A 22277-nucleotide genomic window follows, 5' to 3' on the forward strand; every position below is an offset into this window, starting at 1 on the left:
ATGGGGAGGACGAGGATCGTGCGGGACGCCCTGTGGAAGATGCCGGCCGCAGCCCAGGCAGAGGCGGTCCGGGATGGAGACCTGTCGGCTGTCGAACTGGTCGACAGCCACCTGGACCGCATCGCCGACGTCAACCCGCAGGTCAACGCGGTCACTCAGCTGATGGCCGAGCGCGCCCGCGAAGCCGCGGCGCAGACGGACTCGCGCCGGGCGGCGGGAGAAGAGCTGGGGCCTCTCGCAGGGGTGCCGTTCACCGTCAAGGAGACGACCGCCGTCGAGGGTGTGCCGACCACGATGGGAGTCACGCGCTTCCGCAGCCTGGTGGCGACGGCCGACGCACCCCCGGTGGCCCGGCTGCGTGCCGCCGGGGCCATACCGATCGGGCACAGCAACATACCCACTCTGGTCCTGGCCGGGATGCACACCCGCAGCGAGTTGTTCGGCGACACCGTCAACCCGTGGGACCGGGGCCGGACACCGGGAGGCTCCAGCGGCGGCGACGGAGTGGCCGTCGCCACCGGCATGGCCGCGATCGGGCTCGGCAACGACTCCGGTGGATCAGTACGGATCCCTGCCTCTTTCTGCGGCGTGGCGGGACTGAAGCCCACCACCGGGCGCTTCCCCGCCGACCACCGTGTTCTCGGCCAGGACGACCCGGGACCGGCCTCACAGATGCTGGTCACCGACGGGCCCCTGGCCCGCAGGATCGCCGACCTGCGGCTGGCATACGAGGCACTGGCCGGGACCGACCCGCGGGATCCGCGAGCCGTACCGGTGCCCGTCCGCGGTGAACCGCTGCCGGGACCGGTGAAGGTCGCGGTCGTCACCGATCCCGGCGGCCACGGCGTCCACCCCGCCGTCCGCGGTGCTGTCGCGGCGGCGGCCGAAGCGCTGCGGGACGCCGGGTACGACGTGCAGGAGGTGGCGGACGTCCCGCGGCTGAACGACGCACTCGAGGCGTACCACCGGATCGTCGTGACCGAATTCGCCCCGACCTGGCCGATGGTGCGGACACTGCTCGGCGAGGGCGGAGACCGCTACATCGAGATGACGATGGAGAGGACCCCGCCCGCGACCGCGGCGGAGTTCATGCAGCTGATGGGGGTCTGGCTGGGCATCCGCCGTTCCTGGGCGGAGTTCCTCGACGAGTACCCGCTGCTGCTCGGGCCGGTGTTCACCGAGCCGCCCGTGGAGCCGGGGCTGGAGTCACGCGACCGGGCAGGACGGGAACGAGTCGGCGCGGGCATGCGCCTGTGCACGGTGACCAGCTTCGCGGGCGTGCCCGGGGTCGCCGTACCGACCGGAGTGACCGACGGCCTGCCGTCCGGCGTGCAGATCGTCGGGCGCGCGTTCCGGGAGGACCTGTGCCTGGACGCTGCCCAGCATGTCGAGGACCGCCTCGGAGTGCTCACACCGATCGACCCCCGCCCGGAAGTCCCGGCGGTAGCGCGGTAGTCGGTGCCGCGACAGGGACGGCGGGACGGGGCCTCCTTCCCGGCCGAAGTGTCGGCGGACGAGCGTCTGCCGACCGGAACCCGCCGGGAGGTCCGAACGGGCCCCCGGACAGGGCCTTGGGTTCTGGCGGTCCTCGCAACACCCGCGATCTGTGGGAGTTGCGAGGACCCCTTGAACCCAAGGGCTCCGCCCGGGGCCCCGGGCGTTCGGGGCCGGGGCGGAGCCGTTGGGCGTCAGGCCGTCGCGCCGCTGACCGAGGCCAGGTACGCGGACGTCTTCTCGGGGTCGAAGAAGAAGTTCTCGAAGTCCGACGGGTCGTTGAAGCCGTTCGCGAAGCGGTCGGCGACCGGCTGGAGCTGCCCCGCCGCACCGATCAGGTTGAGCACGTGCTCCGGCGGAACGCCCAGCATCGCGTTGGTCCACTTGGTGACGTGCCGAGCCGTCTCCCAGTAGCCGTCGAAGGTCGTCCGCATCCACTCCTCGTCGAACGGCCTGTCGCCGTGCCCCACGATCGAGTCGAGGTAGGAAGCTGCGCACTTCGAGGCCGAGTTGGAGCCCTGGCCGGTGATCGGGTCGTTCGCGACGACGACGTCCGCGACGCCGAGCACCAGGCCGCCGCCGGGCAGCCGGCCGATCGGGTTGCGCACGGTCGGGGCGTAGCGGCCGGCCAGCGTGCCGTTGGCGTCCGTCAGCTCCACCTTCGTCGCGCGGGCGTACTCCCACGGCGTGTACTTCTCCATCAGCTCCAACGTGAGGGAGAGGTGTTCGGCGGGATCCTTCACGCCCTGGAAGACGTCGAGCGGACCGCCCGGAACCCCTTCCCAGAACAGGATGTCCGCACGGCCCGAGAGGGTCAGCGTCGGCATGATGAACAGTTCGCCGACACCCGGGACCAGGTTGCAGCGGACCGCGTCGTACTCGGGGTGCTCGGGGCGCGGGCCGAGACCGTGGACGTAGGAGACGGCGAGGGCGCGCTGGGGCTCGCTGTACGGGGAGCGCGAGGCGTCGCGGCCGAACATGGAGACGAGTTCGCCCTTGCCCGCCGAGACGAGCACCAGGTCGTAGGCGCGGGCGAAGTAGTCGAGGTCGGAGACGGCCGCGCCGTGGATCACGAGCTGCCCGCCGCGCTGGGCGAAGGTCTCCATCCAGCCGGCCATCTTCAGCCGCTGGTCGACGGACTGGGCGTAGCCGTCGAGCTTGCCGACCCAGTCGATCAGCCGCTGGGACTCGGGACCGGCCACCGAGACGCCGAGGCCCTCGATCCTCGGGGCCTGCGACTCCCAGAAGTTGATCTGCAGATCGCGCTCGTGCTGGAGCGCTGTGTGGAACATGCACTGCGTGGACATGACCCGGCCGGACCGGATCTCGTCCGCCGTGCGGTTGGACATCAGGGTGACTTCGTAGCCCTGGGCCTGGAGTCCGAGAGCGAGCTGGAGTCCGGACTGACCGGCGCCGACAATGAGGATCTTCCGCATGGCGCGTCTCTTTCTGGACGTACGGGGATGGAGACGTACGGGAATCGGGGGACGACGGGAGGCTATTCGGGAGTGACGTCGAGCGCGTGGCCCACGAGTGCGAGCAGTGACTCGATCACCGTGATCCGGTTGCGTGCGTCCATGATCACAACCGGGACGTGCGAGGGTACGGTCAGGGCCTCCCGTACGTCCTCGGCCTCGTAGGACGGGGTCCCCTCGAAGTGGTTGACGGCGACGACGTACGGGATCCCGCAGCTCTCGAAGTAGTCGAGTGCCGGGAAGCAGTCCTTCAGCCGCCGGGTGTCGGCCATCACGATCGCGCCGATCGCGCCCCGCACCAGGTCGTCCCACATGAACCAGAACCTCTGCTGGCCCGGGGTGCCGAAGAGGTACAGCACGAGGTCGTCGTCGAGCGTGATCCGTCCGAAGTCCATCGCGACGGTCGTGGTGAGCTTCTCGGGCGTGGCGGTGAGATCGTCGGTCCCCTCGCTCGCCTGCGTCATCAGCGCCTCGGTCTGCAGGGGCGTGATCTCGGAGACCGACCCGACGAAGGTCGTCTTGCCCACGCCGAAGCCCCCCGCGACAACGATCTTGGTGGCGATCGGTGCGCGGGTGTGGTCGTTCTGCCAGGCCTGTACGTTCTCGTCCTCCGGGGCGGTGGGGAGGTCAGAGACGGCGGAGTCCACTCAGCACCCTTTCGAGCAGCGCGCGGTCCGGGCGGCCGTCGCCGTGCCCGGTACCGTACACGCGTATTCTTCCCTGGTCGGCGAGGTCGCTGAGCAGCACCCGGACCACGCCCAGGGGCATCTTCAGCAGCGCGGAGATCTCGGCGACCGTCCGCATCCGGCGGCAGAGTTCGACGATGGCCCGCATCTCCGGCATCACACGGGCCGTGAGGTTGCCGTTCGTCAGCTCCCTGCTTCCCCTGCCTGCGGCGGGGAGACCCCATTCCTCGCCCGACTCCAGGGCCGCGACGAACGTCTCGACGAGGAGCACGTGGCCGAAGCGGGTGCGGCCTCCGGTGAGCGAGTACGGGCGGACGCGGGCGGGGCGTTTGCCCTCACCCCGGACAGGAAGCCTGGGGGCGGGTTGGGCGGCGGACGTCACTTGGCGCTCTCCAACGATTTGCGCAGCTCACTGCGGACTTCGGGGGTGAGTACGTGCCCGGCGCGGCCCACGAAGAGCGCCATGTGGTACGCGACGACGCTCATGTCGCAGTCCGCGGTGGCGTCCACACCGAGCAGCGAGCCGTCGCTGATCGACATCACGAAGAGGCTGCCCTCCTCCATCGCGACCATGGTCTGCTTGACGCCGCCGCCGTCCATGAGCTTGGCCGCGCCGATGGTGAGGCTGCCGATGCCCGAGACGATGGTGGCGAGGTCGGCGCTGGAACCGCGCGGGCCGTCCTGGCGGGGTACCGTGGCGGGGGCGGCGTTCCGGGCAGGGTCGGAGGAGAGCAGGAGCAGCCCGTCGGACGAGACGACGGCGACGGCGCGTACCCCCGGTACCTCCTCGACGAGGTTGCCCAACAGCCAGTGAAGGTTACGGGCCTCACTGCTCAGCCCGAAAGTTCCTGTCGCGGTCAACTGTGTGCCTCCTCGACGGTGTCCCCCGATTCCTCGCTCTGCGACTTCTGTTCCGTGCCATGTGTCCGGGTGGTGTCGGCGAGCTCCGCCTCCGCGTCGCGGCGGCCGTCCTTGGCACCCTGGTGGAAGCCGCCGAGCCGACGGCGCAGTTCCTCGGCGTCGACGGACCTGCGGCGCCCCTTCTGCCCACCGAGCGGGGCGACGACCTTGGGCGTCCTCTTGGGCAGCCCCTTGTCGGTGACGGGCTCGGGTGTCCCCGCGGGGTCGGCGGGCGCGGTGGTCTCCGTGCCGGCACCGGTGTCCGGCGTCTCGTGTGCGGCGGCGTCCGCGCCGTCGGCGGCGCTCCCCCCGTGCCTGCGGCCGGGGGCCGCCCCCGTCTCGTCGCGCTCGTGGGCGTCGGGCTCCGGCGTGGGGTGGGGCAGCCGGACCTGGAGCGTGGTCTCCGGGGTGGAGGCGACGGACTCGTCGGTGTGGGCGTCCTCGTCGGCGTGCCCGTACGCGTCCTCGTCGGCGGCACCGGCCTCGGGCCGGAAGCCGCTCGGAGCGTCCGTGGGCCCGGGCGCGAAGGGCGAGCGCTCGGGCACGGCGCCATGGGCGTCGGGGGCGGGGGCGCCCGCACGGGACGGAGCCGTGAAGCCCTCGGGGCCGGGGAGGGGGTCGGCCCCGGAAGCGCCCGACGCGTACGCACCGGCGCCCGCCTCGGGCGCGAAGGGCGAGCGCTCGGGCACGGCCTCGGCGGCGCCGCCCACCGGCGGCGCCCCGGACTCCGGCTCGAAGGCCCCGGTGCCGGACGTGGTCGCCCCGGTGCCCATGGCCGCCTCGCTGCCGGGTGCGGTCGCCCTGGTGCCCATGCCCGTCTCATTGCCGGACGTGGTCGCCCCGGTGCCCAGGCCCGCCCCGGCCTCCGCCTCCGGCGACTGCCGGGGGCCCGGCACGACGGGCGTGGTCCGCGGTACGACGGACGCGGCCTCCGGATCGCCGGCACCGGCGTCCTGGACGGCCTTCTCCGCGGCGGCGATCAGCGGATCGCCGACGGCGGGGCGACGGCCGGGCAGCGCGTTGGAGTTGGCCTCCGCGACCGAGCCGGGAAGGTTGACCACCGGACCGGCTCCCGGCACCGGAGCCGTCTGCCTCGTGGCGGTCGCCGCGCCCTCGGGCAGCAGCCCCTGCGGGAGGACCACGACGGCGGCGATGCCGCCGCCCTTCTGCTCGCGCAGCTGGACGCGCGCACCGTGGCGGCGGGCGAGCAGACCGGCCACCCTCAGCCCCAGCCCCTCGCCGCCCTCACCGGGGTCGAGGTCGTCGGCCCGCTCGGTGGACGCCAGCCGCGCGTTGAGCTCCTTGAGCCGGTCGGGGGACATTCCTATGCCCTCGTCCTGGACGGAGAGCATGATCTCGCCGCTCTCCAGGAGCCATCCGGAGAGCTGGACCTGGGCGTCCGGGGGCGAGAAGGAGGCGGCGTTCTCCAGCAGTTCCGCCACGAGGTGGCTCAGGTCGTCCGCGGCGAACCCCGCGACATGGGCGTGCGAAGGCAGCGACTGGATGGTGACGCGCTCGTACCGTTCGATCTCGCTGACCGCGGCCCGCATGACGTCGACCAGCGGGACCGGGCCGGGGTGGCTGTGGCCGTGCTCGGCACCGGCGAGGACCAGCAGGTTCTCACTGTGCCGGCGCATCACCGTGGCCATGTGGTCGAGCTTGAAGAGGGTGGCGAGCCGGTCCGGGTCCTGCTCGCGCTCCTCCAGGCTCTCGATGACGCCCAGCTGGCGCTCGACGAGACCGAGGGTGCGCAGGGAGAGGTTGACGAAGGTGTGGCCCACGGTGCGGCGCAGCTTGTCCAGCTGCTCGGTGACCTCGGCGGTGCGCTCACGGAGTTCCGCACGCTGGGCGGCGAACTCCTCCCGGGCGGCCGCCAGTTCCCCGTGTTCGGCGTCCAGGTGCCGGCCTCGGGCCGCGAGGTCCACCAGTTTGCCGTGCAGGGTGTTGAGGGATCGCACGACCTGGGCGAACTCGTCGTTGCGGCCGGTGAAGCGGATCGGTTCCTCGCCCTCGGGCGCGCCGGCGAGGCGGGCGGCGCCGATACGGAGCACGGCGAGCGGGCGCGTGAGGGTGCGGGCGACGGCGGCGGAGATGCCGACCACGACGAGGAGGCAGCCGCCGAGCAGGGCGATGCGCAGTTCCAGGGCGGTGACGTCGTCGTCGCGGAGTTGCTCGAGACGCTCGACCTGGGCGGAGGCGAGCGCCGACTCGACGCCGCGCATCTGCTCGATCCTGGCGGACAGCGAGGAGTCGACCTTCTCGCGGTTGGACTCGCGGTCCTTCTCGGAGAGTTCGGGCTGGTCGGTGAGCCGGGCGAGATAGGACTCGGCCGTCTTGACGTCGGGCCCGGTGACGGTGCCGGTCAGCTGTCCGCGGGCCGCGGCGCTCGCGGCCTGGTCGAAGTCGGCGAGTGCGGCGAGCTCGCGGACGCGGGCCTGCTGTGCGGCGGAGCTCAGGACGGTCCGTGCGGCCTCGGACTCGGCGTAGTCCTCGTTCTCCACGGGCAGTCCCGTGATCGGGTCGAAGGAGGGGCCGTCGCTCGCGGGGCCGGGCACGGACAGTGCGGCGAGCAGCAGACCCCGGGTGGCGGACGCCTGCTCGACGGCGTGGCCGAGGGCGGCGGGTGCGCGGGTGGCGTCGGCGGCGCGGGCAGGGGTCTTCTCGGCGAGCTCGTCGGCGAGTGCGTGCAGCCCCTCGACGACGGCGGTGTACGCCTTGTGCGCCTCGAGTGCGGTGCCCTTGCCGGTGAGCGCGGTGCGCCGGACGGAGTTCACGGCGCCGAGGTCGCGGCGCAGGTCCGCGTGGGCGGCCGGGACGTTGCCGCGGATCTCGTCTATCTGCCGGTCGACGCGGGCGCTGAGGTTGGCGGAGACCTCGCGGCGGTCCTTCTTGTCGCCCTGCTGGTCCTCGCGGCCGGCCGCGACGTACGCGGTGACCTCGTCGCGCTCGTCGGCGAGGGAGTGGGCCAGGGTCACGGCCTGCCGGTTGAGCTCGGCGAGGGTGACGAGCCGCTGGGACTCGGTCAGGTCGCCGGAGGCGAGGAGGATCGCCGGAGCACCGGCCGCCGCGACCGTGAGGGTCACCGCCGCGACGCCCGCGACCAGCCGGCGGCGCACACGCACGGGCCGTCCGCCGGGGAGGAGCCCGGAGGTGGAGGCCGCACGGGCCTCGACCGACGGCTCCGTGAACGCCGGAGGGACGGGGTTCGCAGGGCCGTCCGACGTCGCCGAGGGGATCGCGGGCGCCGGGGGCACCTGAGGTGCCACGGGCCCCGAAGAGGCCGTACTGCCCATGCTGCCCTTGCCCCGAGGCCGCTTCTTCTGCACCGGTGCTCGCATTCCTGACTCGTCCGCCCATGAAGCAGAGGTGACGGCCGGTCATCATGAGAGTCCCCCACCCCTGGCACGGTCCACGACCATTCCAGCGGCTTCAAGAGGGGGACGCGCATCGGCCGCTCCGCCACACGAACGAGTGAACATCACTCCGGAGTTGGCAAACAACTCATTCGCGATCGCACTTTCCATCCCAACGGAGGGTCGGTTGGACCTTGGGCCCAGGCTTTGGCAGGATGCCCGCCCGCAGCTCGACGGGAAGTCGATTCCGCTGAGAAGGCCCAGGTCGAACCGGTGGTGGAGACCAATTGGAGGCACTGGCAGGCTTCGTGAAGGAATCGTGTCGGCTCATGCAGACTGGGCTCATGCGCTTCGAACTCGTCACCGTGCCCGGCACCGCCGAACGCCCGAACGAGGACTGGGCGTCACTCGCCCTCCCCGCTTCGGGCCAGGGCGGATCGCTGGTCGTCCTGGACGGGGTGACGCCGCCCCGCGGCGACGACGGTTGTGTGCACGGCGTCCCCTGGTTCACCTCGCGCCTGGGCGGAGCGCTGCTCGAACTGTCCGGTTCGCGGAGGGATATGCCCCTGACCGAGGTCCTGGCCCTGTCCATTCGGCGCACCGCCGACACACATCGCGACACGTGTGACCTTTCTCACGTCCGCACACCTCAAGCAACCGTCGTCGTCGTGCGCTGGGGCGCGGAAGCGGTCGAGCACCTGGTCCTCTCGGACTCGACGCTGCTGACGGAATCGCCGGACGGCCTCGTGCACGCCGTGCTGGACGACCGGCTGGACCGCATCCCGCGGGAGGTTCTCCGCTCACTCAGCGCGACGGACGCCCTGCGCAACCGGGACGGCGGCTTCTTCACGGCGGCCGCGGACCCGGAGGTGGCGGTGCACGCGGTCACCGGCACGACCCCGCGCGCGGAGGTGCGGGCGGTGGCGGCGCTCACCGACGGGGCGTCCCGCTGGACCGACCTCTTCGAGGAGGGGAGCTGGGCCGACCTCATGGCGCTGCTGCGCAAGGAGGGGCCGAACGGGCTGGTCGGCCGCGTTCGGGCGCTGGAGGCCGCGGACGCGCTGCGGGGCGGGCCGACGCGCTGGAAGACCCACGACGACGCGACGGTGGTGTACGCGGAGCTTCATGACCCGGCCACCGAAGGCCCGCGGGCCTGAAAGCGCCCGGGCGGGCCGGCGACCGGCCGGGGACCGCGGGACAGCCCTCAACCGTCCTCGGAGCGGGCGTTGAGCTGGTGCAGCAGACGGGCCAGTTCGGCCACCTCTCCGCGGTCCCAGCCGGCCAGCTTCCGTACGTACCGGTCGCGCCGGGCCGTCCGCACGGCCCGGAACCTGCTGAGTCCCTCGTCGGTCAGGGCGACGAGGGAGGCACGCCCATCGGCCGGATCGGGCTCGCGGGTGACCAGTCCAAGCTCCTCCAGCGCGCGTAGCTGCCGGCTCATCGTGGCCTTGCCGACCCCGAAGTAGCCGGCGAGATCGGTGGCGCGCTGGGCTCCGGACTCCTCCAGCCGTACGAGCAGTCCGTACGCGGCGGGCTCCAGTTCGGGATGGACCTCACGGGCCATCTCGCCGGAGCTCGCCCGGGCCCGGCGCAGGAAGACGGCCAACTCCCTTTCCAGGGCGAGGAATTCAGAGACCTCCTGGTCCACGCCGTTCCCTCCCTTCGGCTCGGGTCCGTTCCCCGTACCGCTTCCGTGCACGTCAGCACCCTTCGCGCGCTTTCCCGGCGATGAGAGTTTCCTTCGGCGGCCGCCGTCGCCGCAGCTCGTCCAGTATTTCGCAGGCCTGGACCAACGGCAGGCGCGGGCTCCCCGTCCCCCCGGCCCGGGGCTTCATTTCCGACATGTTCGCACCACGCCGCCCTCCGCCCCTCACCCGCGGTTCTCACGGCACCGGAGAACCGGACCGCGTCGGGGCGCTCACCGACGGCCCGACCCCGGACCTGCCGCCCCCGGAGCGTGTCCTGAAAGTCCCGTCCGGCCGGGAAGCGGCGGTCCGCGCGCGGAGCCCCCGGTGCGGCAGCGCCGCACCGGGGGCTCCGGTCAACGGGATCGATCAGCCGCAGCGGCCCGCGGGGCGGGTGCGGGTGACCAGGTCCGTGAAGCCGGTCGTGCCGTCCAGCCACACGACCTGCCTGCCGGACACCGCGGCGGGCGAGATCTGCTCACCGCGGTTGCAGGAGACGCGCTCCAGCCGGCTGCCGTCCGTGGTCAGCTGCCACAGCTTCGACAGCGTCTCGTTGCGCCACTGGGTGTCGGGCGTCTGGCTGCTGACGGTGACGGCGTCCTCGGACACGGTCAGGTCGACGCCGTGCAGTGCCCGCGGCTTCGCCTCGGGGGCGATGTCGTAGACGTTGCCCCCGTCGAGATCCGCGCGGCGCACACCCGTCTGGCCGGTGTCGTTGAGGTTCTCGTCGGTCAGCCAGAAGACGTGCTTGCCGTTGATGCCGGTCTGGCCGAGGCTCTGGGGCTCGCCGAGCTGCCCCGTCAGCGTCTTGGTGCCGGTCTTCAGGTCCAGGACCTCGACGCCGAGCAGGTAGCCGGTCTCACCCGGGTAGAGCTTGGCGTAGGCGATCCTGCCCTGCGAGATCGACGGGAGCGCCGTGGCCAGGAAGAGGCTGCCGCCGTCGGCGTAGGTGGGCCGGGTGTCGCCGGGCCGGAGGTAGGCGACGTGCCGGTCGCCGAAGAGGCCGAAGCTCTCGAAGACCACGACGCCGTTCTCGACCCGCAGCCCTGAGATGTCGCTGGTCGAGGTGTACAGCTTCTTGATGGGGCCGCCGGCGAGCGGACGGGAGAGGATGTCCAGGCTCGTGGTGCCGTACGCCACCCAGACGACGTTCTTGCCGTCCGTAGCCGGGTACACGTGGAAGCGCCCGTCGTTCGGGCTGATCAGCTTCGGATGGCCGGAGCCGTCCGCCCGGCCCGCGTAGACCGAGTAGGGCTCGGAGCCGTCGTCGTTGGACTGCGACGCGGTCCACCAGCCGCCGCCGGCCTGGACTCCCGTGCCGCTGATGTTCAGCTTGCCGAGGAGCTGGTCGGTGTCGACACCGAGCGCGTCCTCCCAGCCGGGCACGATGCCGTGGGCGCTGAAGGACCGTTTCACCACGTTCCGCTGCTTCGCGGTGACGCCGAGGTCCTTCGCCGCGGCCAGCACCGCGTTGCGGCCCTCGGTGAAGCCGTCGAGCGGTGTCATGTACTCGGACAGCGCCTTGTACACGATCCGGTCGGCGAGTTCTCCTCCGAGATCCTGGCGCATGTCCCACAGCGCCCCCGAGAATACGGTGGAGTTGAGGTGGACGCCGCCGTTGTCGGTGCCGAACGTCACCCCGAGGAAGTTCTTCGAGGTGGTGGCACCGTCGTCGAGGTCTCGCAGGGCGCAGTCCCGCGCGCTCTTGGTGCGGCACAGGTCCTCGCCGATGAGGCCCGCGTCCGGGTCGTCCATGGACCGCCCGGAGGCGGTGACGTCGATCGCGTTGCCGAAGTAGTCGGCGACGGCCTCGTTCAGCGCGCCGGACTGGCCGGCGTAGACGAGGTTGGCCGTGTTCTCCACCACTCCGTGGGTCATCTCGTGGCCCACGACGTCCAGATCGGCGGAGAGCGGCTTGAACTCCTCGTCACCCGAGCCGTACACCATCTTCTGGCCGTCCCAGAAGGCGTTGACGTACGAGCCTCCGAAGAGGGTCACGCCGACCAGCGAGTTCACGGTGGAACCCCGGCCGTCGAGCCCGTCCCGGCCGTGCTGCTTCTTGTAGTAGTCGTAGACCTGTCCGGCCGCCCAGTGCGCGTCGACGGCGCCCGCTTCGGTGGCCGCCTTGCCGAACTCGGCGGTCGCGGACTCGAACACCTTGATGCCGCTGGGCCACTGGCCCGAGACGTCGCCGACGTCCTGGCTGGAGGCGTCCCAGGTGCTGAGGGTGTTCTTGCTGGTGTCGGCCATGCGGGCGTGGTCGATCATGCCGTACCGGCCGGTCGCCGCGTCGAGGCTGAGCTCCAGGTCGACCCTGGCGCCGTCCAGGCGCAGGCCGCTGCCCTTGGCGGCGGGGGCCGCGGGCTCGTCGGCCGCGGCGTCCGCCCGGGCGGCCCGGGCGGACGCGGCCATCGGCCCGGTGACGGACTTGATGCCGCTGTACTGCAGCACCGGGAACCCGGACCGCGCGTCGACGTACACCTCCTCCAGCACCGGCTCGCCGGTCACCGGGTTCGTGCCGCGGACCGTCACATGGCGGGTCAGGACTCCGTCGCCCCGCGGGATGACGACGAGGCCGCCCGCGGTGCCGGTGAGCGCCTGGGCCTTCTGCGACTTCTCGCCCTCCTTGCGGATGGCGTCGGCCTCGGTGAGCCGGGAGTTGCCGAGCCGGGCCGCGGTGGCGCTCACGGCGCGGCGCACCGCCACGTCCTCGGCGACCGTGGCCTCGGTGCCGGTGGTCAGCCCCGTGAAGTACTTGCCGGAGGTGCCGGTGACGACGCGCTTGCCGCCGGAGGTCTCCATCCGCACCACGTACTGCCCGCCGAGGACCGGTACCCCCCGGTGCTTCTGCTGGAGCCGTACGGTCTCGTCCGCGCCGCGCTTCAGCGTGCGGACGGGCGCGAGGTCCCGTCCCGGTTCGGCGATGCGGTAGCGGCTCTCCTTGGCCGCGAGGTGCCCGCGGGCCGCGTCCGCCGGAGCGGCCTTGGCGTCCACGGGCTCGCGCAGCCCCTCGACGAGAGCGGGTGTCGCGGTGTCCTCCCCGGGGACGACCTCGACGGGCGGTGCCGGCGGCGGGGTCGCCGCCTGGGCCGGGACCGCGGTGATCAGGAGACCGGCAGCGGCCAGGAGCGCCGCGGCCCCTGTCCCCCTGGTGACGCCGAGTGCCGGTCTTGCCTGGTTGTGCCTGGGCTTGCGCACAGTACGTACCCCTCCCACGTGCTGGTAAGCCGGTTCAGGTGGTCATGGCCATGCAACCCGTGAGGCGCCAACCGATCAATGCGGCGGGTGCGTTGAGAAGTGGACATGCCCACTTGTGTGCTCTGTGAAGGCGGAGTGAGAATCCCCGCATGATCGAGGCGGAGTTGCACTACCTCGGTTTGGGGGCGACCGAGGAGCGCGCGTACGAAGCCCTGCTGGAGGAACGGGCGGAGGGTGCCGAGGACCTGGCCCTGCACCTCCGGCTGCCGAGGGACGAGGTGGACGCGGCGCTCCACCGGCTCGTGGAGCACGGGCTCGCGCTGCCGCCGCGCGGGGGCGGGACGCTGCCCCGTCCGGCCGCACCGGCCGCCGCGATCCGCACCCTCATCCACCGCCGCCAGGCCGAACTGCACATGAAATCGGCCGAACTGGAGCGATTACGGATGACCGCCGATCAACTGGCGGGGCGGCTGACGGCGGGAGCACCGGCCGTTCCGGGGAGCGGCATCGAAGTGATCACGGGGCAGCGCGAGATCGGGGAGCGTGCCGACGACCTGCTCGCGTCCGCGGAACGCGAAGTGGTCGTCCTGGACCGCCCGCCGTACGTCAGGGGCCGACCGGGATACGGGACCTTCCGCATGCCGGGGTCCGGCATCGGGGGACTGCTGGACCGGGGGGTGAGCGTACGGGCCGTCCTGGACCGGGACGGTCTCGCCGCGCCGGAGCGCGTCCGGACGCTCGACGCGCTGGTGGAGCGGGGGCTTCGGGCCCGGGTCGCCCCGGCCGTACCGACCCGGCTGATCGCCGTCGACCGGCGGACCGCCCTGCTGCTCCCGGGGGACGCGGCGGACCCCCGGGCGTCCGCGCTGGTGGTCGGGGACGCGCTGCTGCGCCACGCGCTCGTGCCGCTCTTCGAGACGGTGTGGGACCGGGCGGCCCCGGCGGACGGGGCGCTGCCCCCGGAGCCTCCACCGGCGGGCGGGGCGCTGCCCGCCGAGCAGAGGGAACTGCTGGCCCTGCTGGCGGCCGGGCTCAAGGACGAGGCGATCGCACGCCGGCTGGGCGTCCATGTGCACACCGCACGGCGGCGGATCAGCAGGCTGCTGGAGTCGCTCGGCGCCGAGACCCGCTTCCAGGCCGGGGCCCGGGCGACCCTGCGGGGCTGGCTCGACGGCTCGTGACGGTGTGCCGGAAGCCGCTCGGAACCGGTGCTGCCGCCGACCGCCGTGCCGTCGGACCGGAGCGCCGGGGACGAGGCGGCGTTCGACGCGGCAACGCGTGCCGGCCGCCCTCTGCCCCGTTCCCTTCTTCCGGCCCCGGCGGCATGACTGCCGTCCCTGTGGCGCTCCGGGCATCCTGACGTGGTGCCGGTCGGGCACGGCTCGGTGGGGGAACACCGGAGCCGGCTGGACGGCGGGGCCGGATGCGACAACGACGGAGACCGCGGGAAGTTGCTCAAGGACGGTGCCATGCTCAGGAACAGGCCGCTGCTGTGGTCGGCGGCGGTGGTGCTCACCGCCGCGGCCGCGTGCGCCGCACCGTCGCACTCGGCGACACCGCGCGCGACCGCCGGACCACGCCCGCCGGCCGCGGGGCCCTCACCGCAGACGTCGGCCGTCCCCTCCGCGGGACTGGACTGGGTGGGCGTGCTGCTCGACGACGAGGACCACTGGTGCACGGCGAGTGTCGTCGACAGCCCGCACGGCAATGTCGTCGCCACCGCCGCGCACTGCGTGTTCGAGTACGGGACGTACGCCAGCGACTTCTCGTTCGCACCCGGCTTCCGGGGCAGCGGTGAGGGCGCGTCCCCGCACGGCACGTGGAGGGTCGCCGCGGTCCAGGTGGACGACCGCTGGCTCAAGGACGGCGACGAGGCGTACGACTACGCCTTTCTGGCGCTGGAGCCGGACGCGCGGGGGCGGCAGGTGCAGGACGTGGTGGGCGCGGCCAGGCCCGAGTGGATGTCCGGGCCGGACCGGCGGGTCACCGTCGTCGGCTACCCGAACGCCGACCACAACCCGGCCCACCGTCCCATCGCCTGCACCACCGACGCCCGCCACGACGCCGACCAGCCCCCGGAGATGCTCCGGATCGAGTGCGCGGGCTTCTGGGACGGTACGAGCGGCAGCCCCTGGCTGGCGGACCACGTCGATCCGGCCCGGCCCGGGCGGGTGATCGGCGTGCTGAGCGGGGGAGACACGGACACGGAGTCGACGGCGGTGCTGTTCGGCGCACGGGCCCGGGCCCTCTACGACAAGGCGGCCCGCGTGCGGGTGCCGGCAGGTCCCGGCCGTTGAACGGAGTGAGCGGGCCCCGCCCGTTGAGACGGAATGAGCGGCGGCCGGGGCGGACACCGCTGCCCACGCAGCGAGCCGAACCGACCCCGGGGCGGACAGCCCGCCCACTGAACGGGCCGCACCGCCCCGACGCGCACGCCCCTCCCGCTCAAGGGCCAGACCTCCGGTCCCGGCGCGGGGCCCGGAAACGGCGGTCGCCGTACACGGGCCCGCGGGAGCTGGCCCGTGTACGGCGACCCTGTGAAGGGCCGTGCCCCGCGGCTCACGCCGCGGCCGGCACCGGCACCTCGGCCGGGGACAGGGCGATCTCCAGGACCTGGCGGACGTCCGTCACGGGGTGGACCTCCAGCTTCTCCAGGACCTCGGCGGGGACGTCGTCCAGATCGGCCTCGTTGCGCTTGGGGATCACGACGGTGGTGATCCCGGCACGGTGCGCGGCGAGCAGCTTCTGCTTCACGCCGCCGATGGGCAGCACCCGTCCGGTCAGCGACACCTCACCGGTCATCGCCACGTCCGTGCGGACCAGCCGCCCGGAGAGCAGCGACGCCAGCGCGGCCGTCATCGTGATGCCCGCGCTCGGCCCGTCCTTCGGGACCGCACCCGCCGGGAAGTGGATGTGCACGCCGCGGTCCTTCAGATCTCCGACGGGCAGCTCCAGTTCCGCGCCGTGCGAGCGGAGGAAGCTCAGCGCGATCTGTGCGGACTCCTTCATGACGTCGCCGAGCTGACCGGTCAGGGTCAGTCCGGAGGCGCCGGTCTCCGGGTCGGCCAGCGACGCCTCGACGTACAGGACGTCGCCCCCGGCGCCGGTGACCGCGAGCCCCGTGGCCACGCCCGGCACCGCGGTGCGGCGCTCGGCCGGGTCCTGGGCGGACTCGGGCACGTGGTGCGGGCGGCCGATCAGCGCGCGGAGTTCGCCGTCGGTGACCGTGAACGGAAGTGCGCGCTCGCCCAGTTCGTGCTGGGCCGCGACCTTCCGCAGCAGCCTGGCGACCGCGCGCTCGAGGTTCCGCACGCCCGCCTCGCGGGTGTACTCGCCCGCCAGCCTGCGCAGCGCGGACTCGTCGAGCGTCACCTCGCCCGGTTCCAGACCGGCCCGCTCCAGCTGGCGCGGAAGCAGGTGGTCGCGGGCGATGACGACCTTCTCGTCCTCGGTGTAGCCGTCGAGCCTGACCAGCTCCATCCTGTCGAGCAGCGCCTCCGGGATGGCCTCCAGGACGTTGGCCGTGGCCAGGAAGACCACGTCCGACAGGTCGAGCTCGACCTCCAGGTAGTGGTCGCGGAACGTGTGGTTCTGCGCCGGGTCCAGGACCTCGAGCAGCGCCGCCGCCGGGTCCCCGCGGAAATCGGAGCCCACCTTGTCGATCTCGTCGAGGAGGACCACCGGGTTCATGGACCCGGCCTCCTTGACGGCACGGACGATCCGGCCGGGCAGCGCGCCGACGTAGGTGCGCCGGTGGCCGCGGATCTCGGCCTCGTCCCGGACGCCGCCGAGCGCGACACGGACGAACTCACGCCCCATCGCACGGGCGACGGACTCGCCGAGCGAGGTCTTCCCGACGCCGGGCGGGCCGACGAGCGCGAGGACCGCGCCGCCGCGCCGGCCGCCGACCACGCCGAGCCCGCGGTCGGAGCGCCGCTTGCGGACCGCCAGGTACTCGATGATCCGTTCCTTCACGTCTTCCAGGCCGGCGTGCTCGGCGTCCAGGACCGCCTTGGCGCCCAGGATGTCGTACGCGTCCTCCGTGCGTTCGTTCCACGGCAGTTCGAGGACGGTGTCGAGCCAGGTGCGGATCCAGGAGCCCTCGGGGTTCTGGTCGCTGGACCGCTCGAGCTTCTCGACCTCCTTGAAGGCGGCCTCGCGGACGTTCTCCGGGAGTTCCGCGGCCTCGACGCGCGCACGGTAGTCGTCGGGCTCGTCGCCGTCGGACTCGCCGCCCAGCTCGCGCAACTCCTTGCGCACGGCGTCCAGCTGGCGGCGCAGCAGGAACTCGCGCTGCTGCTTGTCGACGCCCTCCTGGACGTCCTTGGCGATGGACTCGGCCACGTCCTGCTCGGCGAGGTGCTCACGGAGCTGCTCGGTGGCGAGCCTGAGCCGGACGACCGGGTCGCTGGTCTCCAGCAGCTCGACCTTCTGCGCGATGCTCAGGAAGGGCGAGTAGCCGGCGTTGTCGGCGAGCGCGGGAACGTCGTCGATCTGCTGGACACGGTCCACGACCTGCCAGGCTCCGCGCTTGCGCAGCCAGCTGGTGGCGAGGGCCTTGTACTCCTTCACGAGCTCGGTGACCGAGCCCGGCAGCGGGTCGGGCAGGGTCTCGTCGATGAGGGTGCCGTGGATCCAGAGGGCGGCACCGGGGCCGGTCGTGCCGGCCCCGACGCGTACCCGGCTGTGGCCCCTGATCAGGGCGCCCGGGTCTCCGTCGGAAAGCCGTCCCACCTGCTCGACGGTGCCGAGCACACCGGTCGCGGCGTAGGTGCCGTCGATCCGGGGGACGAGCAGCACCCGCGGCTTCCCGGGCTCCGCTCGGGCTGCCGCCTGGGCGGCTTCCACCGCGGCTCGTACGTCGTTGTCCGACAGGTCGAGCGGTACCACCATCCCCGGCAGCACGACCTCGTCGTCGAGTGGCAGCACGGGCAGGGTGAGCGGTGTGGACGTCGAAGCCATGATCTCCCCTTCGGCAGTCAAGTTGAGTTACACGGACTCAATGCAAAGCGAGTCGCCGATGTTCCCCCGGGGGCGTTCGCCGTGAGCGATACCACCTGCCACCCACGGCGCCCGACTGGATGTAATAGGTGCATGGCATCCACACCTATTACGCAGGCCATCCGGGCCCGGGTGGACGGCTGGGTCGTCTCCCACGGGGCGGCCGAACCGGTCGCCGAGCCCTGGGGGCTCACGGTGGACGTGGGGCTTCCCCGGCACACGACACGCCATGTGCTCACCGACAACAGCGAGGCCGCGGCCGCAAGGTCGCCGCTTCGGCCGGGACGCCCGGCAGGTGGCTCAAAGTGTTCGAGGAGGAGGGACGGGTCCTGGAGTGGCTGGGGCCGGACTGGGCGCCCGACGAGCCCGGCTTCCTGATGACGACGTCCCTTCAGCGGCGGACCACGCCACCGCCCGCCGCGCCGGAAGGGCACCGGCTGCCCGCCTGGACGAGGGACCGCGTCACACGTGTCCTGATCGCGGCCCCGGACGGCGCCTTCGCCGCCCGTGGGCAGAGCGCCACGGCCGGCACCACGGCCGTCGTCGACCAGGTCGAGACGGCCGCCGAGCACCGGCGCAGGGCTGGGCTCGCTGGTGATGCGCACACTGCAGCACGCGGCCGCCGAGCGGGGCGCCACCTCCGGTGTGCTCGGAGGCACACCCGACGGGCGGGCGCTCCACGAGTCGCAGGGGTGGCGAGTGATCGCCCCGCTGGTCAGCGTGTACTACGCGCCGCCACGGCCGTCCTCGGCGCCGGGCCGGCCGGCCCGGCGCCGACGGCCTGAGGGGCACGGGCAGCCGCGGGTCCTCCGCTCCCCCTCCGCCCCGCCCTCCCCACGGGTGCACGGAGCCGCGGCCCCGTACACCGGGCTCAGCGGTCCTCACCTCCCCCGGGGGCGGCGCTCCCTGCGGCGGTGTCACGAGCACGTGCCCGCCGGCGCACCAGCGGGCGGCTCGCCAGACCGGAGAGCAGGGCCAGGGGATGGCCTCAGTTGCCCAGCGGGTCCTCGTAGGCGAGCAGGTCCAGCGCCAGGAGCAACGACACGCCCGCGAGCGGGGAGGCCCCCGGAATTGGCCGGAACAGAGCGGTCAGTGCGCCGACGTCCGCCAGCAGACCGAAGCTGATGCCGTAGTCGAGCCGGTGCAGCGAGGTCTCCGGCAGCCGCCCGGCCATGACCCACAGACCTCCCCGCCTTGCGATGCACCGCGTCCGACGCCGCGCGCTGGTTCCCCGGGGATTGCGGGGCAGCCCTTAGCCTGGGGGGCCATGGAGCCTCTCAGCCAAGCCGCCGCCCCACGGACCCTCGACCGGCGCTCAGGGCCGTACGGCGAAGTCGTCCTGCGCGAACGCGGCGGCCCCGACGGGGAGATCCACGAGATCATCGCCAACGGCTGCTTCCTGATGGACACATCGGACGGCCGCTCCGAGCGGCTCCTCATGGACGCCGCGTACGAGGCCCTCGGCGGCCGGCCGGACCCGTCCGTGCTGATCGGCGGACTGGGGGTCGGCTTCTCCCTGGCCCGCGCGGCCGCCGAACCCGGCTGGTCCCGGATCGCCGTCGCCGAGCGGGAACAGGCGATCATCGACTGGCACACGTCGGGCCCGCTGGAGCGCATCTCCGCCGCGGCACTGGCCGATCCGCGCACCACCGTCCTGCACACGGACCTCGTGGGGTACCTCCATAACGCTTCGGACACGTATGACGCGCTCTGCCTCGACATCGACAACGGCCCGGACTGGACCGTCACCGAGGACAACGGCAGCCTCTACTCGCCGGTCGGACTGGCCGCCTGTGCACGGTGCTTGAACCCCGGAGGCGTCCTCGCCGTCTGGTCGGCGCAGCCTTCCCGGAATTTCGAGGACTCATTGCGGAATGCCGGATTCAGCGGGGTAAGAACCGAAGAGATCCGGGTTGCCCGAGGCGTACCTGACGTGGTCCACCTGGCAGTTCGCCCTGCGTAGCCGGGACCTGGTCGGTGCCTTTACGCTGCCTACCTGACACACCGATCTACACGCAGCTCGCAGTGCGCGACAGGGGCGGGGCGATGGAGCAGACACACACCAGCAGCAACGGCGCGGCGGCACAGCCGACCGGAAGTACCCAGCGCCGGGTGCTGGTGGTCGAGGACGACACCACCATCGTCGACGCCATCTCGGCCCGTCTGCGCGCCGAGGGCTTCCTCGTCCAGACCGCGAACGACGGCCCCGCGGCGGTCGACGCCGCGGAGGCCTGGCAGCCGGACCTGATGATCCTCGACGTGATGCTGCCCGGCTTCGACGGCCTCGAGGTGTGCCGCCGGGTGCAGGCACAGCGGCCCGTCCCGGTGCTGATGCTCACCGCCCGCGACGACGAGACCGACATGCTGGTCGGGCTCGGCGTGGGTGCCGACGACTACATGACCAAGCCGTTCTCCATGCGCGAACTGGCCGCCCGGGTGCACGTCCTGCTCCGCCGGGTGGAGCGCGCCGCGCTGGCCGCCGTGACGCCCCGCAGCGGCATCCTGCGCCTCGGTGAGCTGGAGATCGACCACGCCCAGCGCCGCGTCCGCGTCCGGAACGAGGACGTGCACCTCACGCCTACCGAGTTCGACCTGCTCGTGTGCCTGGCCAACACCCCGCGAGCGGTCCTCTCCCGCGAGCAGCTGCTCGCCGAGGTCTGGGACTGGGCGGACGCCTCCGGCACCCGCACGGTCGACAGCCACATCAAGGCGCTGCGCCGCAAGATCGGCGCCGAGCGGATCCGTACCGTGCACGGTGTCGGGTACGCCCTGGAGACCCCGGCGCCATGATCCGGCGGAGCCGGCTCCGGTCCCGGCTGGGGGCGGTGGAGATCTCGATCAAGACCAAACTCGGCGCCTTGGTCGTCGCGGCCGTGCTGATCACGACCGGGCTGGCGCTGGTCGCCTTCCGCACCGGGGCGGAGCTGCGCTACATCACGGTCTTCGCCATGATCACCACGCTGCTGATCACCCAGTTCGTGGCGCACGGGCTGACCGCTCCGCTGGACGAGATGAACACCGTCGCGAAGTCGATCTCCCACGGCGACTTCACCCGCCGGGTGCGGGGCGACGGCCGCCGCGACGAGCTGGGCGACCTCGCCTCCACGATCAACCGCATGGCGGACGACCTGGAGGCCGTGGACCAGCACCGCAAGGAGCTGGTCGCCAATGTCTCGCACGAGCTGCGCACGCCCATCGCGGCGCTGCGCGCGGTGCTGGAGAACGTCGTGGACGGCGTCTCGGCGGCCGACCCCGAGACGATGCGCACCGCGCTGAAGCAGACGGAGCGGCTGTCCCGGCTGGTCGAGACGCTGCTCGACCTCTCCCGGCTGGACAACGGCGTCGTGACGCTCAAGGCCCGGCCCTTCGAGGTCTGGCCCTATCTGTCCGGGGTTCTGAAGGAGGCCAACCTGGCCGCCGGGCAGCGCAGGCTGTCCTCCGGATCCGGCAGCCACACCCGCAAGGACGTCCATCTGCACCTGGACGTGTTCCCGCCCGAGCTGACCGCGCACGCGGACGCCGAGCGGCTGCACCAGGTCGTGGCGAATCTCATCGACAACGCGGTCAAGCACTCCCCTCCGCACGGCAGGGTCACGGTCCGTGCCCGACGGGGCCTCCAGGCCGAGTCCCTGGACCTCGAGGTCCAGGACGAAGGTCCCGGGATCCCCGAGTCCGAATGGCACAAGGTCTTCGAGCGCTTCAACCGGGGCAGCGCCCCGTCGAAGCAGGGCTCGGGCAGTGACGGAGGCACCGGTCTGGGCCTGGCCATCGCGCGCTGGGCGGTGGAGTTGCACGGCGGCCGCATCGGCGTGGCCGAATCGACACGAGGCTGCCGCATCCGGGTCACTCTTCCGGGAAACCCCGCGTCGCGCGGGTTGACGTAGGGTTCGAAGAGGAGCGAAGCCCGTGGTGAACCGGACAGGCGCGTCCTGCGTCCATGTGTCCGGGGAGCAGGACAGGGGTGCGGCCCTCGCGGCCGCAGCCGTGTTCCGCTGCACCCAGTCCGTAGGGAAACCACGTTTGTTTCCCGCCATTTCCTACGTCGAAACCGGCTGTCAGGTGTGACTTAGGCGACGATGACCACGCCCGGCCTGCACCTCCCCGCCGGGTAGGCGTAGCCTTTATTTCCGCTGTCCATCACCTTGTGAAGCGGAAGAGGGCGGTTGCCGCCGTGTCGTCTCAGTCCCCCAGTAACTCGAGTACTTCGACCGACCCCGACGGGCAGGGGAAGAACCCCGCCGCCGCGTTCGGGGCCAATGAGTGGCTCGTCGACGAGATCTACCAGCAGTACCTCCAGGACCCGAATTCGGTCGACCGCGCCTGGTGGGACTTCTTCGCCGACTACAAGCCGGGCGGCGGGGCCGCCGGCGAGACCGCGCCGTCGGCCGCGACGGCCACCGAGACGCCGGGCACCGCACAGGCTCCGGCTCCCGCGGCCCCCGCCGCCCAGGCACCCGCAGCGCCGGCCCAGGCGCCTGCCGCCCC

At 72.4% G+C, this 22277-nt stretch carries 17 protein-coding genes; 8 read left to right on the forward strand and 9 right to left on the reverse strand.

Annotated elements, in window-relative coordinates; genetic code table 11:
* Nucleotides 1–1455, forward strand: a complete 1455-nt coding sequence (locus QMZ92_RS29465) for an amidase (RefSeq protein WP_283300630.1) — start codon at nucleotides 1–3, stop codon at nucleotides 1453–1455.
* Nucleotides 1456–1688: 233 nt separating this feature from the next.
* Here QMZ92_RS29465 and QMZ92_RS29470 read toward each other — a convergent pair whose 3' ends face one another.
* The 5 genes from QMZ92_RS29470 to QMZ92_RS29490 all read right to left on the reverse strand — a co-directional run bounded on the left by QMZ92_RS29470 (nucleotide 1689) and on the right by QMZ92_RS29490 (nucleotide 7881).
* The gene (locus QMZ92_RS29470; protein ID WP_283300615.1) at nucleotides 1689–2930 is read right to left on the reverse strand and encodes a styrene monooxygenase/indole monooxygenase family protein; all 1242 of its coding nucleotides are present in this window, start codon (nucleotides 2928–2930) and stop codon (nucleotides 1689–1691) included.
* 62 nt (nucleotides 2931–2992) lie between these two features.
* Nucleotides 2993–3616, reverse strand: a complete 624-nt coding sequence (locus QMZ92_RS29475; protein ID WP_283300616.1) for a GTP-binding protein — start codon at nucleotides 3614–3616, stop codon at nucleotides 2993–2995.
* A complete protein-coding gene (locus tag QMZ92_RS29480) occupies nucleotides 3597–4037 on the reverse strand; it encodes a DUF742 domain-containing protein (protein ID WP_283300617.1) in 441 nt (146 codons plus the stop codon). Before QMZ92_RS29480 ends, QMZ92_RS29475 begins: the two co-directional genes overlap by 20 nt.
* On the reverse strand, nucleotides 4034–4516 hold the full coding sequence (locus QMZ92_RS29485) for a roadblock/LC7 domain-containing protein (RefSeq protein ID WP_283300618.1): 483 nt from the start codon (nucleotides 4514–4516) through the stop codon (nucleotides 4034–4036). Before QMZ92_RS29485 ends, QMZ92_RS29480 begins: the two co-directional genes overlap by 4 nt.
* Nucleotides 4513–7881 (reverse strand): sensor histidine kinase, encoded by a 3369-nt coding sequence (locus QMZ92_RS29490; protein ID WP_283300619.1) that lies wholly within the window; start codon nucleotides 7879–7881, stop codon nucleotides 4513–4515. Before QMZ92_RS29490 ends, QMZ92_RS29485 begins: the two co-directional genes overlap by 4 nt.
* 371 nt (nucleotides 7882–8252) lie before the next feature.
* Between QMZ92_RS29490 and QMZ92_RS29495 the strand changes: the two genes are divergently transcribed.
* On the forward strand, nucleotides 8253–9065 hold the full coding sequence (locus QMZ92_RS29495) for a protein phosphatase 2C domain-containing protein (protein WP_283300631.1): 813 nt from the start codon (nucleotides 8253–8255) through the stop codon (nucleotides 9063–9065).
* A gap of 47 nt (nucleotides 9066–9112) precedes the next feature.
* Here the strand turns inward: QMZ92_RS29495 and QMZ92_RS29500 are convergent, their stop codons facing one another.
* Nucleotides 9113–9607: a MarR family winged helix-turn-helix transcriptional regulator gene (locus tag QMZ92_RS29500; protein ID WP_502962167.1), complete on the reverse strand. Its 495-nt coding sequence runs from the start codon at nucleotides 9605–9607 to the stop codon at nucleotides 9113–9115.
* Between the two features lie 355 nt (nucleotides 9608–9962).
* Nucleotides 9963–12791, reverse strand: a complete 2829-nt coding sequence (locus tag QMZ92_RS29505; protein ID WP_283300621.1) for a M4 family metallopeptidase — start codon at nucleotides 12789–12791, stop codon at nucleotides 9963–9965.
* Nucleotides 12792–12940: 149 nt separating this feature from the next.
* Between QMZ92_RS29505 and QMZ92_RS29510 the strand changes: the two genes are divergently transcribed.
* Both QMZ92_RS29510 and QMZ92_RS29515 read left to right on the forward strand, forming a co-directional pair.
* On the forward strand, nucleotides 12941–13972 hold the full coding sequence (locus QMZ92_RS29510) for a helix-turn-helix domain-containing protein (protein ID WP_283300622.1): 1032 nt from the start codon (nucleotides 12941–12943) through the stop codon (nucleotides 13970–13972).
* 288 nt (nucleotides 13973–14260) lie between these two features.
* Nucleotides 14261–15088: a trypsin-like serine peptidase gene (locus tag QMZ92_RS29515; RefSeq protein WP_283300623.1), complete on the forward strand. Its 828-nt coding sequence runs from the start codon at nucleotides 14261–14263 to the stop codon at nucleotides 15086–15088.
* A 262-nt stretch (nucleotides 15089–15350) separates the two neighbouring features.
* Here QMZ92_RS29515 and lon read toward each other — a convergent pair whose 3' ends face one another.
* Both lon and QMZ92_RS29530 read right to left on the reverse strand, forming a co-directional pair.
* Nucleotides 15351–17753, reverse strand: a complete 2403-nt coding sequence (lon, locus tag QMZ92_RS29520) for an endopeptidase La (protein WP_283300624.1) — start codon at nucleotides 17751–17753, stop codon at nucleotides 15351–15353.
* Nucleotides 17754–18780: 1027 nt separating this feature from the next.
* Complete coding sequence (locus QMZ92_RS29530; protein WP_283300632.1) at nucleotides 18781–18966, reverse strand: hypothetical protein; 186 nt, start codon at nucleotides 18964–18966, stop codon at nucleotides 18781–18783.
* Between the two features lie 93 nt (nucleotides 18967–19059).
* On the opposite strand from QMZ92_RS29530, the gene QMZ92_RS29535 reads away from it, so the two are divergent.
* From QMZ92_RS29535 to QMZ92_RS29550, 4 genes are all read left to right on the forward strand, one after another.
* Nucleotides 19060–19755: a spermidine synthase family protein gene (locus QMZ92_RS29535; RefSeq protein ID WP_283300625.1), complete on the forward strand. Its 696-nt coding sequence runs from the start codon at nucleotides 19060–19062 to the stop codon at nucleotides 19753–19755.
* An 83-nt stretch (nucleotides 19756–19838) separates the two neighbouring features.
* The gene (locus tag QMZ92_RS29540) at nucleotides 19839–20582 is read left to right on the forward strand and encodes a response regulator transcription factor (protein ID WP_283300626.1); all 744 of its coding nucleotides are present in this window, start codon (nucleotides 19839–19841) and stop codon (nucleotides 20580–20582) included.
* Nucleotides 20579–21676 (forward strand): sensor histidine kinase, encoded by a 1098-nt coding sequence (locus QMZ92_RS29545; protein WP_283300627.1) that lies wholly within the window; start codon nucleotides 20579–20581, stop codon nucleotides 21674–21676. The genes QMZ92_RS29540 and QMZ92_RS29545 overlap by 4 nt, the downstream gene beginning before the upstream one ends.
* Nucleotides 21677–21963: 287 nt before the next feature.
* Nucleotides 21964–22277: 2-oxoglutarate dehydrogenase E1 subunit family protein (locus QMZ92_RS29550; RefSeq protein WP_283300628.1), on the forward strand; the 314-nt coding region annotated here is incomplete at its 3' end.

Origin of the sequence: Streptomyces sp. HNM0645 (genome assembly GCF_030056615.1) — a bacterium.
Classification (GTDB): Bacteria; Actinomycetota; Actinomycetes; order Streptomycetales; family Streptomycetaceae; genus Streptomyces; species Streptomyces marianii.